Genomic DNA, 13501 nt, shown 5'->3' on the forward strand with positions numbered 1-13501 from the left:
CCGGCGTTGTCATCGCGTTTGCCATTGTCCTACCGCTGCTTTCGCCGACGTAGTGGCGACGAAGGTTCACGCCAGATGGCGCGGGGCATGGGTTCGAGTGCCGTCACATCGGGAGACAGCGCTGTTCCAAAGCCCGGAGCGGAAAGCGAGCCGATATGGACTTCGCCCCGGGTCAGACGCAGGCGCACGCGTCCATCCTGCCGGTAGTAGAGGTCGGGATGGGCGGCAAGGAACGCCTCGGTCTCGGTCTTTGGACGGTCGCCGAACCCGTCGATGAAGTGATGCGCGTTTTTCTCGACATGCGAAAGCCCCAGCCAGCTGACCAGGGTGAGGTCCTGCTGCAGGGCAATGCCTGGCTCGCAGGTCAGGTCTTCGGCCGAAAGAAAATAGCGTCGAAGCTCCTGGCTGTTCCACACCTCAACACGCGCCGCGTTCAGGATGGATTTGTAAAGACCCTTGCAGACCTTCGATGAAACGCCTGTGTAGCCGAGCGACCGGGCGCGCGGGAAAGCGTCGAGTGCACCGTCGGATTCGTCGATGATGACCGGCACGTGGGCAGCAAGGTTGCTAACCGGCTCCTCCAGGGCGCGGTCACGGCGAATCGGCTGCTCAAGGCACAGGATTGTCTGGGCAAAGCGGCTGAGAATGGGGTTCGCACGGAGACGGGTCAAAAAGGCTGCGATACCGTCACCGTCGGCGAATTGCTCGTTGCCATCGAGGGTGACGCGATAGTCGCTGTCGCTCGCATCCAGAAGTGCTGCGATCCGGCACAGGCGGTCGAGATCAGCTTCCGGATCGCCGCCAATCTTGATCTTGTAATAACGGCAGCCATAGGTGGCGATGACCTCCGAGAGCGTTTCGGGCAGGCCGTCGTTCACACGGCTGTCCTGATCGGCCGCAATCAGCGGGTCGACAAGGCCCACCGTGTGGCGGATCGCGATGGTCGAGGCAGGCCGCAGCGAGGCGAGAAAAGCATCGAGGTCGAACCCGGAAAGTTCGGGTACCAGGGGGCCTGACCGCAGGCCGGCAAGATTGGCCGACATCGCGCGGCAGAAACCGACCGCCTCGGCTCGGCACAGGGCATCGAGTACGGCGCGGTCGATCATCGCCATGCCGAAGCTCGCGATCAGCGGATTGAGCGCTTGCTCCGCGCAGGCGGCGGTCAGCGGCCCATAATTTTCTTCGAACAGTCCATATGCCGTCTGCCGGCCTGATGCGCGATAGGCCTCTATCGCAAGCTCGAGGGAGCGGCGCAGCTGATGGTGGTTCTGATCGTCGGTAAGCGCAAGGTTCTTGTCGAACCACTTGGCGCTCAAAGCCTCGGCCGACCAGCCGGTCGCCTCGCGCCCGTCATCCAGCCGGATGCGGATCCGTACAATGGCCTGACGACCGCCTGTCGTGGTCTTGACGCCGAAGCGAAAGGGAATCCGCAGCCGGTAGGGACGCTCGAAACAGGCAACGTCGACGACCTTCAGCCGCGGCGCTGTCATGCGGGCACGAACCTCGTATGGCTACCCTGGCGACCGGTTAGAATGTCATAAATGTTCAGCGACAGTGTCCCGAATGCGGTTGTGGCGCGGCTTTCGACCGTACGGGGGCGTGGCAGATCGATATCAAGGATCGTGTCGATGCGCCCCGGACGCGGTGACATGATCACCACGCGGTCGGAAAGGAACACGGCTTCTGGGATCGAGTGGGTCACGAAAAGGACGGTCTTGCGGGTGTCGGAGGATTCTCCCCAGATCCGCAGGAGCTCGAGGTTCATCTCGTCACGGGTCATCGCATCGAGCGCGCCGAAAGGTTCGTCCATCAGGAGAAGCTCGGGATCGAGCAGCAGGCCCCGGCAGATCGCCGCACGCTGCTGCATGCCGCCTGAAAGCTCGCGTGGGAGCTTGTTCGCGAAATCCTCAAGACCGGTGAGCTCGAGAAGATCCATCGCACGATCACGGTATTTGCGGGGGTTGAGACCGGCAAGTTCCGCCGGAAGCAACACATTGTCGAGGATCGTGCGCCATTTCAACAGAACCGCCGCCTGAAACACCATCCCTACATTGGAGATGGGGCGGATCACCCTTTGCCCATCGACGGTGACGGTACCTCCGCTGCGTTCACGCAAGCCCGCCACAACCCGCAGAAGGGTGGATTTTCCGCAGCCCGACGGCCCGACGAGGGAGATGAACTCTCCCTGCCGGACCGAAAGATTGATGTCGCGCAGCGCCTCGACCGGACCCGAGGCGGTGCCATAGATCATCGAGACCCGATCGAGATGGATGGAAAGGTTTTCCACGCGTTCCGCCTGTCGTCAGAGGATCATTTCACGTCGAGCGGAAGCTCGATCTTGCTCAGGAAGGTGGCGTCGTAGACGTCAGCGCATTCCACCTTGGTCGGAAGCTCCATATAGGTGTTCACCAGATCGACCGATGCGCACATCTTGCCCTTGTCGATGGCGCCGATGCCGTGATCCTTGAAGGTCTGCGTTCTCATCAGCTCGAACCCGAGGCCCATGTTCTCGCGCAGGGCGGCGACATCGATTTCGGGGACGGCCTTCTTGTAGATCTCCATCGCCCCGTCGGGATCCTTCATTGCATCCTGCCAGCCCTTGTAGGCGGCCGCGAGAAAATTGCGCAGGACCTCCGGCCGTTCTTTGATGGTGGCTTCGCTGGTCATGATCGACATGGCGTAAAGCTGAAAGCCGTAATCAGCCCAGTTCAGCGAAACGGCATTGCCTTTGCCCACGGCCTTTTCCGCGAGCGGCCGGCCGGTGGTGTAGTCTGAAACGGCATCGGCGCGGCCTTCGGCGAGAGCGGCGTATTTGGCCGAGGGCTCGATATTGACCCAAGTAATGATGTTCGGATCGAGCTTGTTGGCGCGGGCGAACGCCGGCCACATCAAGCGCTGGCTGTCGCCGGGAGGGGCGCCGACGGTCTTGCCGGAAAGCTGCGAAGGCTCGGTTATCGGCGCCGACGTCTTGGAGAAGAAGTTCATCGGCGTGCGGTCGAAGATAATCCCCACGACCTTGACCGTCGTGCCCCGCGCCCGTGAACCGATGACGACCGCCGCGTCGGCCAACCCGGCATCTGCCCGACCGGTGTCGACCTTGGCGATCGAGTCGCCCGAACCCTTGGAGTTTTCGAGAACGACGTCGAGGCCCTTTTCGGCGAAATAGCCCTTTTCCTTGGCGACCCAATAGGCGGCGTGGTCGCCAACGGGGAACCAGTTCAGCGCGAAGGTGAATTTCTCGTTCGCGGATGCCGGGGCTGCCGCAAGCGCCGCAACCATGGCTGCCGTAGTCATCAATGCTGTCTTCATCCCTTTTGTCTCCCAGTTGACTGTTATTGGATGGTGACGTGATCAGGCTTCGGTTCCCTCCGCCCAGGGCGCGAGGTAGCGCGACATCAGGCCAACCGCTGCAAACAGCAGAAGGCCGATGATGGAGATGTAGATGAGTGAGGCAAAGGCCAACGCGGTGTTCATGCTGCTCTGGCTGGTGACGATGACGTAGCCGAGGCCAGTCTGAGAGGCCACGAACTCACCCACGATGGCGCCGACGACAGCCGAGGTCGCGGTGACCTTGAGCGCCGAGAGGATATAGGGGTAGGCATTCGGAATACGGATCTTGGCGAAGACCTTCCACTTCGGTGCACTGAAAACGCGGCCCAGATCCACCATGTCGTGATCGATTTGGGAAAGGCCGACCGCGGTGTTGATGACGACCGGGAAGAAGCCGATCAGCGCTCCCATTAGGATGTTGGGAAAGATGCCGTAGCCGACCCAGATCAGGAACAGCGGCGCGATGGCGACCTTGGGCAACGTGTTGAGGAAGACGAGAAACGGCATCAGTGCGCGAGAGATCACCGGCGACCAGGCGATCATCGTGCCCAGCACAATGCCGCTTCCGGCCGCCAGCACGAACGCGCCCAGGATGGCAAGACCGGTCGCCCAGATATGTACCCACCAATTGATCGAAGGATCGAACATGGCCTGCGTGACCGATTTAGGGCTAGGAAGCAGATAGGGCTTGAGCCCACCCCAACTGACGGCCGCCTGCCACAGCGCGAGGATCGCCACGAAAAGGAAGATGGCGGGCATCAGGTTAAGGAGCTTGTCGCGCAGGTTCGCCATCGGATCAGTCCAGCCAGCGGGAGAGATTTGCACGCACGAAATCGTCGTCGGCCAGATCGGCGTGCAGGCGGCTCACGCGGGTGAGTTCTTCGGCCTGACCGGGCGAGAGGCCTTCCGCGGGGTCGAGACACCAGATGCCTTCGAGCAGGCCTTGGCGGCGCAGGATCTCGTGACAGCCGGCGATGCAGCCGTGGAAGTCGTTCGCCACGTCAAAGAAGGCGCTGTTGCAATCCGTCACCCGGGCATCCAGGCCCAGAAGCTCGGCGGAAACGGCGCCGTTCGCAGCCTCGGACCGGCAGCGCTCGAAAATCTTCACCGCATTCCTCGTCCAGACCGACCAGTGGCCAAGAAGGCCGCCCCTGAAGCGCAGCGTCACCGGCCGGCCGTCGCGCATAAGGGTGAAGGGCGTGACCAGATCGAGCACGATATGGTCGTCGTTACCGGTATAAAGAGTGATGCGATCCTCCGCTCCGGCTGCCACGATGCCGCGCACCACGTCTATGGTGCGGTAGCGGTTGAACGGTGCGACCTTGATCGCGACGACACTCGGGATGGCGGCGAAACGTGCCCAAAAACCCGCATCCAGATGCAGGCCGCCCACGGCTGGCTGCAGGTAGAAGCCCACCAGCGGGATTTGCTCGGCGACCGCCTCGCAATGCGCGATGAGCGCGTCCTCGGATTGGCCCTTGAGTGCGGCAAGGCTGAGAAGCCCCGCATTATAGCCCATGGAAACCGCGGACTTTGCTTCATTCACCGCCTGTGCCGTAGGTCCGGCAAGGCCCGCGACCATGGCAAGCTGGCGGTCGGTCCATTGAGCGGCGGTTTCGGCCGCGAGCGACAGCACCCGGTCGTAGAGCCCGACCTCGCGGATTGCGAATTGGGTGGTGTGCACGCCAACCGCCAGACCGCCGGCGCCTGCATCGATATAATAGCGCGTCAGTGCACGCTGGCGGCGCTCGTCAAGCTGCCGCTCTGCGGTCAGCGCCAGCGGATGTGCTGGAATTACCGTGCCTGCGCTCAGAAGATCGATTGCGGCTTGCTGAATGGCGGGAGGGGCTTTTCCGATCATGATCCGAACTCCGGTCGGGGCAGAAGGAACGTGGGCGCATTCATGACGACAGCCGGCTCAGAACGCGCCGCTGCGGGCCTCGAATTTCGTGGGCTTGTTATAGGCGATTTCGCCGCGGGCCACCCAGTCGGCCGTCCAGTCGAGCATCGCACCGAGGGGTACGATCGGATAGCCGAACAATGCATTCGCCTGCGCGGTATTGGTGAGCCAGGCGGTGGTAGCCTCGGATCCGACAAGTCGCGGCTCGACCTCAAGGCGTGCGGCCAATTCCTGCGCCAGCCAACGCACCGAAAGCGTCTCGGGCCCGGAGATATTGATGGGGGTGGTCACATCGGTGCAGTGGGCAAGGCAGCGCAGGGCCTGCGCGTTGGCGTCGCCTTGCCAGATCACATTGACATGGCCCATGAGCGACAGATCGATCTGCGTTCCCGCCTTGATCCTGCTGGCGAGATCGTAGAGCACGCCATAGCGCAGATCGATCGCGTAGTTCAGCCTAAAAAGCCGCCCCGGCGTGCCATGAACGCGGGAGAAATGTTCGAATATCCGCTCGCGACCAAGGCAGGACATGGCATATTCGCCACGTGGCTCTGCCGGTGTGGTCTCCAGCGCGCCCTGCTGCAGCACATCCACCAGCGGATAGACGTTGCCGGTGGAGAAGGCGACGATGCGCGAATTGCGATAGGCATTTGCCACCAGGGCCGGACAATGGGTGTTCATTGCCCAGGTCAGCGCCTGATTGCCGGACGCTCCGAATTTCATCCCGGCCATGAAGACCACGTTGCGCGCCTGGGGCAGCGCGTTCACTTCGGCCTCGTTCAAAAGATCGGCCTTGACGGTCTCGATCCCCCAGGATTCGAGCTGTTCCTGCAGCCCGGCCTCGCTGAAGCGCGCCACGCCGATCACCCTCTTTTCCGGCGCGGCGCGCTTGGCCATGCGCGCCAGCGTCGGACCCATTTTGCCCGCCACGCCAAGGATGATGATGTCGCCGTCGATCGAAGCAAAATCCCGCACGAGCGCCGGCGTCGGACGGGTCATGAACTCTTCGAGATCGGCCACCGTGCCGAAGCGGACCGGCAGACTGGCTTCCGCAAAGCCTGCATCGTTTGCAACTGTGTGGCGCAAGATCGACCCCTCCTTTTCCCTTGCGATGACAGTAGCCGTACTGCAATCAAAATTCAACTATTTGGTTGAATTCGGGGCGCACGTTTTGATTTTTGCGAAAAATTACATGTTTTTCAATGCGTTGAAGCGCGCCAAAGAGGATCTCACCGAAGTAACTGAGGGCCAGAGATGCGGTTCCATTGCCACGCAGCCGCGATAGTCATCGACCTTTAGCGCGCGGATCTGCCCCGCCCAGTCAACATCTCCTCGGGCCAGCAACTCCCATGTGCCATCGCGATGGACGCGAGCATCCTTGAAATGGACGTTGCGCACCAGATGGCGGCAGGCGCCATAGCCTTCGGGCCAGGGTAGGTCGCCGTCGATCAGGGCATTGGCCGGGTCCCAGTTGAGCCCCAGGGGAGCGCCCGTGGCGGCGATAAGCGCGGCCGAGTGCGCGCCGGTATTGGCCCAGTGGCCTTCCTCGTTTTCGATGATGAGCGACATGCCGGCCGAACGCGCCATTTCAGCGGCGCGCGCGAGGACCTCGACCACCTGTGCAGGGGCCGGTCCCGAGGGCTGGCCGCCACGATGAAAGCTGAAGGCGATCAGATGCTGTGCGCCGACTGCCACGGCAAAGTCCAGCGATTCAGGCAGGAGCCTTTCGACATGTTCGTTCAAGAGTGCTTCGGCGTTTGACCAAGCGTCGTGGAATTCCTGGTCCATCCAGGCAAGGTTCGAGGTCTTGGGCCCTTCAAGGGGAAAGGGGATCTTGAAGAGGCCGGGGGAAATGGCGCTGATATGCACGTTGAAGGCATCGATCGCTCGTAAGAGGCGCCGGCGCTGCGTTGGACTTAGTCGCGGCACGCGAGCGTCATGCATGCCGCGCAGCTCGAAATGCCGTACCCCCCATTCGAGACCCAGCTCGAAAGCTGTTTCAGGCGAATCCGACAATTCGTCGGTGACGATGGCAGGGATCATGACAACCTCGCTTCGGCAGTTTGCGCGCAAGGTTAGGCCGAGGCAGGAAGGTATTCAACTATTTGGTTGAATTTCTCAGGGGCGCAGCCCTGCGAGGGTGAGCGTGACGATATGATTGCGATAGGCGGCAAGCGCCTCGGGGGTTGAGAGGTCGCGTCCGAAGATCGCCGACATGGTCAATCCATTGGCGAAATAGAAAAAGGTCATGCCGGCAATCGAGACATAGAGATCCAGCGGATCGACGCCCTTGCGGAAGACGCCCTGCGCCTCACCCTCACGCAGTGTCGCGCCGATCATTTCGATCAAGGGCGAGTTGGTGCGGCGGAAAGCCTCGGAATCCCTGACATGGCGTCCGCCGAGTGCGTTCTCGTCAGCCAGCATGCGAATGAACTCGCGGTGCTGTGCCAGATAGTTGAGGGAAAAGTCGATCAGGCGGACAACGGCATCCTGCGGGGGTAGGGATCGCAGATCGAGATCATGCTCACGCCGGCGGATCTCGGAGTAGGCGGCCTCGAGTGCGATACGATACAGGTCGTCCTTGCTGCCGAAATAGTAATAGACGAGCTGCTTGTTCAGCCCCGAGCGTGCCGCGATGCGGTCGACGCGGGCTCCATTGAAGCCCTGTTCGGCAAATTCGGCGCGCGCTGCGGCCAAGATTATGTCGCGGGCATTTTCGCCTGCCTTTTGGGCTGCGCGAGGCTGGGGTTTCGCCATGGACGATCCGTTTGCTGTGGGCCTTTGTCCACCCGCTCCGCGCCCTGAGCGCTTCACCCACCATATCTGCGGGCGATGGCAAGCTCGGCACAGGTCTGCGGGTCGGACCGGGGTCTCGATCCCGAGCATCCCTGTTAGCCGCCAGCGGTCAGCCTGTCTAGTCTCGCAGGATTCGTGCTCCGAGCATGGGGACGGCGTTTCACTGTCTTCGCTTCCAATAAGATGACGCCGTGTCACATGCACTACACACACGGGCGTTTAACCTGAGCGCAATCCTTAATCGAAACTGACCGAATGTCACACGACAGGAGAGGTGCCCCTATGTCCAAAGTCATGAGCAAGCCTTCGAGCCCAGTCGATCCGGATTCCGTCGATCCGAATAATGTGGGCGCATGGGAGGATGCCAAAAAGCAGGCACAGGACGCGGGCATACGCTGGGAGCGGCCGGCAGGCGACAATCGATCGGCCGAGGAGATCATCAACGACAATCCCCTGCTGAAGAACCTCGGCAATCAGGCGGGGGTGAAGGAATCGCTGGAGCTCAGGGTCGGGGGCGATATCGAAACCGACGCCGATGCCGCCTATCGCGCCGCGCAGGTTCTCGAGCACATCGAAACATTCGACGGTGACGGCGAGCGCCTTGCAAGCAACGACATCGGCAATGACCGCATCGACGGTTTCACCAGCAGCGACGAAGCCCGGCATGATACCGAGGCCGGCCGCCTGCAGGATTTCGGCAAATACGGCTTTTCCAATCTCAAGGGCGAGCTCAACGACATCACCTCCGCGGTCGAGGACCCGGAGGCGCGCAAGCAGGCCGAGGAACTCGGCATTCAGTGGGAGCGTCCGGAGGGTGACGACCGCTCCGCTGAGGACATCATCAACGGCAGCAATCTGCTCAAGAATCTCGGCAACCAGAGCGATGTCAAGGACATGCTGAGGGAGCGGGTCGGCGATTTCGAGAACGATGCCGATGCCGCCTACCGGGCGGTACAGGTTCTGGAGCACATCGAGAGGTTTGACGGTGACGGCAAGGAGATCGTCGGCGGCGATGTCGGCAATGGCAGCGTCGACGGGTTCACCAATAGCGGCGAGGCGAAGCCCAACACCGAAGCCGGCCGCCTGCAGGACTTCGGCAAGTACGGCTTTTCGCATCTCAAGGGCAAGATGGAGAACCCGGACACGGTCGGCAACGACAAGGAGGCTCGCGAGGCCGCGGAAAAGGCCGGCATCAAGTGGGAACTGCCGGAGGACGACAAGCGCTCGGCACAGGACATCATAGACGACAATCCGTTGCTGAAGAACCTCGGCAACCAGAGCGGCGTCAAGGATATGCTCAAGGAGCGCGTCGGCGATTTCGAGAAGGACGCCGATGCCGCCTATCGCGCCATCCAGGTTCTCGATCGCATTACCATGTACGACTCGGAGGGCAAGGTGCAGTCCGGAGACAATGTCTCCAATACCAGCATCGACGGTTTCACCAGCAGCGCCGAGGCACGGCACGGCACCGAGGCGGGCCGCCTGCAGGACTTCGGCAAGTACGGCTTCGAATCGCTCCCCGATGTGCAGAAGACGGAAGACATCGGCAGCTACAAGGACTTCCTCAGCACCAACAAGGATGCCGACGAAACCTCGAAGACCTTGGCCAAATACGCCGCCATCATCGGTGAGAACTACGACGCGATCAAAGGCAAGGTCGGCGCCGACGGCAAGGTGACGGCTGACGACCTGAAGAAATACATGGATGAGAACCCGCAGATCAGCGACGACTTCAAGGAGGCGCTGAATTTCTGGTCGAAACCAGGCGCGTTCGACAAGCTCGAGACGGCCGCCGATCCGCTGAAATTCAAGCCAGACGGCAATGTCAGCAAGGACGACATCTCGAACTGGATCAAGTCGCAGGCGCCCAAGGATGCCGGGTCCGCCATCACGTTCCTGTCAGGGGTGACCAATGGGAATGCGGTTGGCGATGTTGACCTCAGTAAGCTGAACAAGGATATCTTCGAAAACCCGGACAAGTATTCCGCTGAAGAGAAGGCGGGTGCGCTACAGGAATTGCTGGCGGCCCAGCAATTGGTCATCAAGGGCGCCGAGGCGGGCATGTGGGGCGATGATTACGGCAAGGTCGCCATTTCCAACCGTGCACGCACGCATCCCGATCCGAACGAAATCCTCAATGATCTCAACAATCATATCAGCATTCTCGAGAGCGATCCGGAGGTGGTCAAATATCTCAACGAGAATAGCGCCAAGCAGATGTCCGAACTGCTCGAAGACAATCCGGGCCTGAAGGACGCTCTGCAGAAGACCTATGATGACGAGATCAAGTCTGGTGAGTCGCTCAACAAGCTCTGGGAAACGAATACGAAGGACGGCAAGACGGACCAGCAGGCCGCTCTCGCCGAATTCTTCACGTCCGCGAGCCTCTACCAGGAGGTGCTCGGCATCAAGGATCCCGCGGCAATTCGGGACGTGATCGGGTCTTCCGAGCACGCTCAGGAATTCAAGGATTTCTACGAAAAGTCTCTCGTTTCCGGAACACGGCTCGAGGAACTTATGAAGGACAACACCTTCGAGGAGGCGGTGAGCGCCTACAGCGCCGAGGTCGCCCTCTACAACGCGGCTTTGGATCCGGATTTTACCGGCAAGTTCGACAAGGAACTGAACAACAACTTCAACAGGATCGCCCAAGACAACCTCATGAAGGACGGATCCTTCGACGATCTGAAGTCGGCCTTCGGCATCAATGGCGGCGATGAGCTGGACGAGGAAAAGGTCCGGTCGATGGTCGATGAGATCATCAAGTCCAATCCGGAGCTCGTGACCAATCCGAACGGCAGCACCGCCACAGCCGACCAGATCATGGCCGGCATCAGGGGCAGCTGGGACGTTCTGCGGCAGGGCACCAAGTCGCTGGCCGAACTCAAGTCGGAATGGCTGAACCCTGACGTCAAACATCTGGCCGACAAGGGCGTTCTGCATGGCATCAGCGGTATCTTCATGGCCGGCGTCACCATCGCCAAGGGTGCGCAGAGCGGCGGAAACCTGACCGAGAAGAATAAGGTCGATATCGCCACCGGTTCGGTCATGACGGTAACGCTGCTCACCGAAGGCGGCGTCAAAGCCTACAAAGACTATCTGAATAACGTGGCGGAGAAGCATCCCAGCAGCGATCTGGGCAAGAAGATCGGCAAGATGACCGATGAGCAAAAGTCCGCCTTTATCGATGACAAGATGAAAAACTGGGCCAAGGTCGAAAATATCGCCAAGGGTGTCGGCGGTTTGGCCGGCGTCGTGGCGGGAGCCTACAGCATCTTCGACGGCGTTCAGGCCATCCGCAAGGGCGATGACGTGACCGGCGGCATCAATATTACCGCAGGGTCTCTCGGGGCGCTGGCCGGTTTGGCTTCAGCCGTCGAAGGCGGTGCAGGCCTTCTTGGTTCGAATGCTCTCAGAGCGATCATGGCTCCGTTGGCCGGGGGGCTTGGAATGCTGGCCGCAGGTGTCGGCGCGATTGCCATGTTCCTTCCGGGGCTGATCGCAGAAGGCAAGCAACAGACCAGGGCGGACAATTTCGGCAGTCTCCTCGGCGACTATCTGACGAAATACGAGATCGACGGCGTGCCGCACGGCGACCTTTGGGATGTGCCAGACGACGCCTGGCCCGAGACGAGCGACGGCTTGTCGTAATGTGTCCCTTCCGGCCGGGCTTGATCCAAGTCCGGCCGGAAATCCGGTTTGCAGGACGAGCCAGCGCCTTTGAGGCTCAGGTGCACGGACAAAGGACAGAAGCAGGCGGCGAGTTGCCGATCCGCCAGTCCGCTCCCACCCTCATCTTCAGCGCGTCGGAACCGATTCCCGAAAATCGGCCAGATCGCGGTTGAACCGCTGCGTTTCCTCTAGGAATGGTGCGTGTCCAGAATCGGTATAGATTCGCGAGCGGACTGCCGGGTTGAGTGCCCTCGCACGCTCAAGGCTCGGGCGCGCCATGACCAGCGCATCCTTTTCACCATAAACCATAAGCACGGGAGCCTTGATCTTGGGCAGCCCTTCCGCCGCAAAGACCGTCATGGAAGGCACCGTCCGCGTCATGATCCATGATGCCATCGCCGCATTGGACAACAGCCGCTCGAACGTCGCCTGATCAGGCTGCGTCGCAAAGCACAGTGCCAGAAAGTCGCGCATTGCATCGAGGTGAACCTTCAGGTCGTCCGAAGCAAGACCCGCATAGACTTCGGGATGCGGCGTTATAAGCTCAGCTTTCAGTTCGACGACGCCGCCCACATAGATCACGCCGCCGATCTCATCGTCGTCATAGGCTGCAATATAGTTGGAAATGACTGCTCCGCCCAGTGACCAGCCGACAAGAACCGGATGTTTGGCCTTCGTCGCCTCAAGTACGGCGCGCAGATCGTCAGCCCAGCGGCGTCCGTCGCCATAGGCCTCGGCATCCTGTGGCTTTCCAGAAAGTCCGTGGCCGCGAAGATCAAAGGTGATCAGCCGATAACGCGAAAGATCGGGGCTGTTCAACTGGCTCTCCCAGTTGAGATGGCTCCCGAGCAATCCATGGATGAAGACGATGGGTGGTCCGGCAGGATTGCCCCCTTCCTGAACCGCGATGTCGACGCCGTCCGACGACTTCACGATATAGTTCTTCTGCGCCGCCATCGCGGCCGAGGACACCACCATCATCATCAGGGCGGCCAGCCATAGCGCGCGCATCATCGAGACGAATCTGCCTCGCCTCGGACCGCCGGCGTCTGGCCCCGTATGTTGCTCGTTCCACGGCACCGTCAGGATCAGTTTGTTCACGTCCTTCATCCTTATATTTAGTGATCGCTACAAACTAAATGCTTGCCTGATGGTGTCAAGTTGTCTTTAGTGACCGCTATGGATAAGCTCGTGAAGAAACGTCGAGGCGGGCCGCGCACCTTTGACAGGGATCAGGCGATCGATATCGCCATGCGCCTGTTCTGGCGGCATGGATATGAGGGCGTCTCGCTGAACGATCTGACGGCTGCGATCGGGATCGCGCCGCCGAGCCTCTATGCGGCGTTCGGCAGTAAGGCAGGCCTCTACCGCGAGGCGCTCGATCGATATTCCGGCCTGCCGAGGGCGCTGAGCAATCTTGGCGAGACCGCCAATCTTTACGAAGCGGTCGAAACCCTCCTCGATCGCGCAATCGATGCCGTCACCGATCCCGACGAAGAACGTGGCTGCATGATTTCGAGTGGCATGATCCAGTGCGGCGAGGCCCATGCCGCCCTGGCCCGGGAATTGGCGGAGCGCCGAAGTATGATGCGTGACACCATCGCCCTGAAGCTCGAGCCCTGGCTGGATCGGAATCACGCCGCATCCCTGTCACGCTACCTCGTCACCATTCTGCAGGGCCTTTCAGTCCAGGCACGCGACGGCGCCTCCCGCGAAGACCTGAAGCAGATCGCGAGTGAGGTCGTGGCCGGCGTCAAGGCCCGGAACCTTCCGGATTACAAAAGAGGAGCGCCGTAGGGACTGGAA

Annotated in this window: 11 protein-coding genes; 2 read left to right on the forward strand and 9 right to left on the reverse strand. The window is 61.0% G+C overall.

Going from position 1 to position 13501, the window contains the following annotated elements; translation table 11 throughout:
- Positions 1-29 precede the first annotated feature (29 nt).
- The 8 genes from YH62_RS26310 to YH62_RS26345 form a co-directional block, all read right to left on the reverse strand.
- Complete coding sequence (locus YH62_RS26310; RefSeq protein WP_046797281.1) at positions 30-1490, reverse strand: mandelate racemase; 1461 nt, start codon at positions 1488-1490, stop codon at positions 30-32.
- Complete coding sequence (locus YH62_RS26315) at positions 1487-2287, reverse strand: ABC transporter ATP-binding protein (RefSeq protein WP_046797282.1); 801 nt, start codon at positions 2285-2287, stop codon at positions 1487-1489. Before YH62_RS26315 ends, YH62_RS26310 begins: the two co-directional genes overlap by 4 nt.
- Positions 2288-2310: 23 nt before the next feature.
- Entirely contained in the window at positions 2311-3309 is a 999-nt protein-coding gene (locus YH62_RS26320) for an ABC transporter substrate-binding protein (RefSeq protein ID WP_245282199.1), read from the reverse strand.
- Between the two features lie 42 nt (positions 3310-3351).
- Positions 3352-4122, reverse strand: coding sequence for an ABC transporter permease (locus tag YH62_RS26325; protein WP_046797283.1), 771 nt, complete (start codon positions 4120-4122; stop codon positions 3352-3354).
- Positions 4123-4126: 4 nt separating this feature from the next.
- Positions 4127-5191, reverse strand: coding sequence for a dihydrodipicolinate synthase family protein (locus tag YH62_RS26330; RefSeq protein WP_046797284.1), 1065 nt, complete (start codon positions 5189-5191; stop codon positions 4127-4129).
- A gap of 57 nt (positions 5192-5248) precedes the next feature.
- Positions 5249-6313, reverse strand: coding sequence for an NAD-dependent epimerase/dehydratase family protein (locus tag YH62_RS26335; RefSeq protein WP_245282200.1), 1065 nt, complete (start codon positions 6311-6313; stop codon positions 5249-5251).
- Positions 6314-6415: 102 nt separating this feature from the next.
- Positions 6416-7270, reverse strand: coding sequence for a sugar phosphate isomerase/epimerase family protein (locus YH62_RS29200; protein ID WP_052760524.1), 855 nt, complete (start codon positions 7268-7270; stop codon positions 6416-6418).
- Between the two features lie 75 nt (positions 7271-7345).
- On the reverse strand, positions 7346-7984 hold the full coding sequence (locus YH62_RS26345; RefSeq protein WP_046797285.1) for a TetR/AcrR family transcriptional regulator: 639 nt from the start codon (positions 7982-7984) through the stop codon (positions 7346-7348).
- 321 nt (positions 7985-8305) lie between these two features.
- Between YH62_RS26345 and YH62_RS26350 the strand changes: the two genes are divergently transcribed.
- Positions 8306-11674, forward strand: coding sequence for a type III effector HrpK domain-containing protein (locus tag YH62_RS26350; RefSeq protein ID WP_245282201.1), 3369 nt, complete (start codon positions 8306-8308; stop codon positions 11672-11674).
- 147 nt (positions 11675-11821) lie between these two features.
- Here YH62_RS26350 and YH62_RS26355 read toward each other — a convergent pair whose 3' ends face one another.
- Complete coding sequence (locus tag YH62_RS26355) at positions 11822-12796, reverse strand: alpha/beta hydrolase (protein ID WP_245282202.1); 975 nt, start codon at positions 12794-12796, stop codon at positions 11822-11824.
- 78 nt (positions 12797-12874) lie between these two features.
- Here YH62_RS26355 and YH62_RS26360 point away from each other — a divergent pair, with 78 nt between their 5' ends.
- On the forward strand, positions 12875-13492 hold the full coding sequence (locus YH62_RS26360; protein ID WP_046797286.1) for a TetR/AcrR family transcriptional regulator: 618 nt from the start codon (positions 12875-12877) through the stop codon (positions 13490-13492).
- Positions 13493-13501: the final 9 nt, after the last annotated feature.

The sequence above is a fragment of the Rhizobium sp. LC145 genome (genome assembly GCF_001005825.1).
In the GTDB taxonomy this organism is placed as follows: domain Bacteria; phylum Pseudomonadota; class Alphaproteobacteria; order Rhizobiales; family Rhizobiaceae; genus Neorhizobium.